Below are 3,736 nucleotides of genomic sequence, written 5' to 3' on the forward strand. Positions count from 1 at the left end.
CTGCTCAAAAGCCATGGATGAAGTATGGATAGTGTAGGGATAAAGCTAGGATAGTGTATCAAATGAAGCTAAGAAGAATTTGTGTTTACCCAAAAGACATCCAGCGCATCACCGGAAGAAGTGAGCGTCACAGTCGTAGGCTTCTCAAAGAGATAAAGACCTACCTGGGCAAATCTTCTCACCAATTCGTGACCACGGAAGAATTTGCGCAATACAGCGGAATTAATGAAAACCTCATCAAAGAATATCTCCAGCAAACCACATAGTATTTGGTGTTATTTAAGTAGGTTTGAATTGTATTAATTCGTAAATTACTTTCAGGTTTTGAAAGCTAATTTAAACCAAACTCGCTCATTTAAAATGTTTCCTATTCGGTTACCATTTGCTTCGCAGATTCGTAAACCTCAATGATAACAACTGTTTGCCGACGGGGATTGAATCCAGTCGAGGTCACTAAAGGCTATTAGAAATAGCACCAAAAGCTTGTAAATCATATGGTTTTACAAGCTTTTTTCATTTCTGACATTTCATTTAATTTGGTTGTATTTGAAATGTGCGGACCACAATTCGGTCAACAAAAAAAAAGTGCGGTCAATATTATTGACCGATTTGCTAAAATTGAAGCATAGTTGATTTGACTCTTGTCTAACAAAGTATAACTGTTAAGACATACAATTATGGCAATTTCAAAAGCATTTGCTATCCTACTCTGGATAATGCTTCCCTTGCAAAATATAATGAAGCATAACTTTATGTTCGTATTTCCGTAAAAGGCAAACGCGTCAACCTAAGTTTAAAAAGAAAAGCAAGCATTGATCAATGGGATGCGAGGACCAAACGTGTAAAAGGCAACGCCGTGGAAATTTAAGAACGCTATGGTGAACGTGTCCGCTCTAGAATGCGGGAGCTTTTAAATTTGGTGGTGTTTTTGGCGTCTAGTGTGGATAAGAGGTGTCAATATAGACTGATATTGTATTTTTTAATAACTATTTAAAGGAAATTATATTGAAAAGGAATATGTTTGATTTTTAAGAAGTAAATGCAGCAATTGACGTCCATCCAATTGTTCGGAGGAAGACTTAGAAACGCAAAACAGTAAAGACAAAATAAGAAAAGAATGATATTATTGAACATATTCGAGACAACATTACCCCTAACAAATCCAGTATTGAAATTCCTTTTGATTTTGGTGATTATTCTGTTTGCCCCCATACTTCTGAACAAAATTAAAATCCCGCATCTTCTCGGACTAATTATAGCAGGCGCAGTCATTGGACCTAATGGAGTCAATCTAATGGAAAGGGATAGCAGTATCATCCTTTCGGGAACTGCAGGTCTTTTATACATTATGTTCCTTGCCGGTTTGGAGATTGACTTAGCGGACTTTAAGAAAAACAGGAAAAAAAGTGTGGTGTTCGGTTTGTATACATTTCTTATTCCAATGACAATGGGAATATTTACAGGTCTTCATATCTTAAAATTTTCATGGCCCACATCCGTTTTATTGGCAAGTATGTTTGCCTCACATACGCTTATTGCATATCCATTAATTAGCAAAATGGGTGTGGCAAAAAATCAGGCAGTTAATATCACAGTAGGCGGTACAATGATTACGGACACTTTAGCCCTATTGGTTCTTGCCGTAATTGTAGGAATGACTACAGGAGAAGTTAATACCGAGTTTTGGGTAAGATTATCTGTTTCTATTATCATTTTCGGATTGATAGTCATGTTACTTTTTCCGATAATTGGTCGTTGGTTTTTTAAACGGTTTGACGATAATGTTTCTCAATATATTTTTGTTTTGGTAATGGTATTTCTAGGTGCTGTTCTTGCAGAAATGGCAGGAATTGAAGCTATTATTGGCGCCTTTTTATCAGGATTATCACTTAACCGATTGATTCCTCAGACTTCACCTTTGATGAATAGAATAGAATTTGTGGGGAGCGCTATTTTTATTCCATTTTTTCTAATAGGTGTAGGAATGCTTATTGATTACCGTGCGTTTTTTAAAGACCTTGAAACAATAAAGGTCGCCACAATAATGATTATTGTGGCAACTACAGCTAAATTTCTGGCCGCTTGGATAACTCAAAAGACTTATAACTTCTCAGTTGATGAACGAAGATTGATATTTGGGTTAAGTAATGCGCAAGCAGCTGCTACTTTGGCAGCGGTTTTAGTGGGATTCAACATTATTCTTGGAGAAACTGAAACAGGAGAGCCAATCCGGCTATTAAATGAAAGTATCCTGAACGGAACAATTTTGATGATCCTTTTTACCTGTACCATTGCATCGTTTGTGGCTCAAAAAGGAGCAACCAATATTGCGCTCTTAGAAAGTACAGATGCTACAGCTGATGACGAAGAAAGTCAAGAGAAAATCTTAATTCCAATTAGCAATACAGAGACCATAAATGAACTCGTCAATTTGGGGGTTACCATTAAATCAAAGAAGAATAAAGACAGTTTGTTTGCTTTAAGCATTGTGGACAATAATACAATGGACCACTTGGCTGACAAACAAGCGAAGAAAATATTGAATGAAGCAGCCATTGCCGCTTCGGCAACGGATAATCTAATCCACGAATTACTGCGCTATGACCTCAATATTGCGAATGGGATCACAAGTGTAGTTAAAGAGCATAGAATAACAGATTTGATATTAGGACTTCATATCAATAAAGGAATTTCTGACTCGTTTTTAGGAAACTTAACCGAGGGCATTTTGTCAAAATGCAACACAACGACATTGATTTACAAACCAGCACAGCCCTTTGGGACCATCAAAAGACATATTATTATTGTTCCTGAAAACGCAGAAAAAGAAATAGGATTTCCTTTTTGGCTTATAAAAGTATGGAACATAGCAAGAAACTCAGGGGCAAAACTTGTTTTTTATGCCACAGAAGAATCACTATCATTTATAAAGGAAATTCAATCCAAACATCCAATAGATTGTGAATTTGAGGTTTTTAATGATTGGGATGATTTCTTAATACTTTCAAGAAATTTTCATCAGGACGACAATCTAATCATTATTTTAAGTAGAAAGGATAAGCCATCATTCCATCACAATATGACAAAAATTCCTTCCTATCTCAATAACTATTTTAAAGCGACGAGCTATATATTGATTTATCCAATGCAATCGGGAGTATCAGATACCTCACAAATTGACTTTAAAAACCCGACTTTCATGGAGCCGCTTGAAAAACTTGACGAAATCGGGAAAACCATATCGAAAATATTTAGACGAAAATAACACTGATAATAGTGCAAATTTAAAGATGAGTTAAGCACTTCTTTTAAAATTAAAAAAGTTTTAATCGTCTTTATTTCAGTAGGACTATTGAGTTTTGTCCATGGAATGCTACACGTTATCCAGTTCCTTCAGTCAATGATTATGAGTGCCTATTCAACCGAAAAGACAGATCGCCATTCTGATAGTGTTTTGGACGGTATATGACATCATCCTCTGCTTGCCTTTTTATGGGCAATTAGTGGTTTATTGACCTTTATAATCGGAGTAAAAGACTTTCGACCTCACAGAAAATGCGGCAGTGACCACAAACATTAATGAAAAAATCGCAGATGGCTAATACTGTACAAGGGCGATAGCACGTAGGCTGAAAGGTAGGTCAGTGCATTTAATAAATCTTTGTGATGGAAAGTTTATCGCTGTGAAATTTGGTGCCGCTCTAATATTTGACCGTAAAAGGCCACTAAATAAATC

The 3,736-nt window shown here is 36.1% G+C and carries 1 protein-coding gene; it reads left to right on the forward strand.

Going from position 1 to position 3,736, the window contains the following annotated elements; translation table 11 throughout:
- Positions 1 to 1,168: 1,168 nt before the first annotated feature.
- Complete coding sequence (locus ABIQ28_RS01625) at positions 1,169 to 3,265, forward strand: cation:proton antiporter (protein ID WP_348035006.1); 2,097 nt, start codon at positions 1,169 to 1,171, stop codon at positions 3,263 to 3,265.
- The last annotated feature ends 471 nt before the right edge of the window (positions 3,266 to 3,736 follow it).

Source organism: Gelidibacter sp., from assembly GCF_039916245.1.
Taxonomy (GTDB): domain Bacteria; phylum Bacteroidota; class Bacteroidia; order Flavobacteriales; family Flavobacteriaceae; genus Gelidibacter.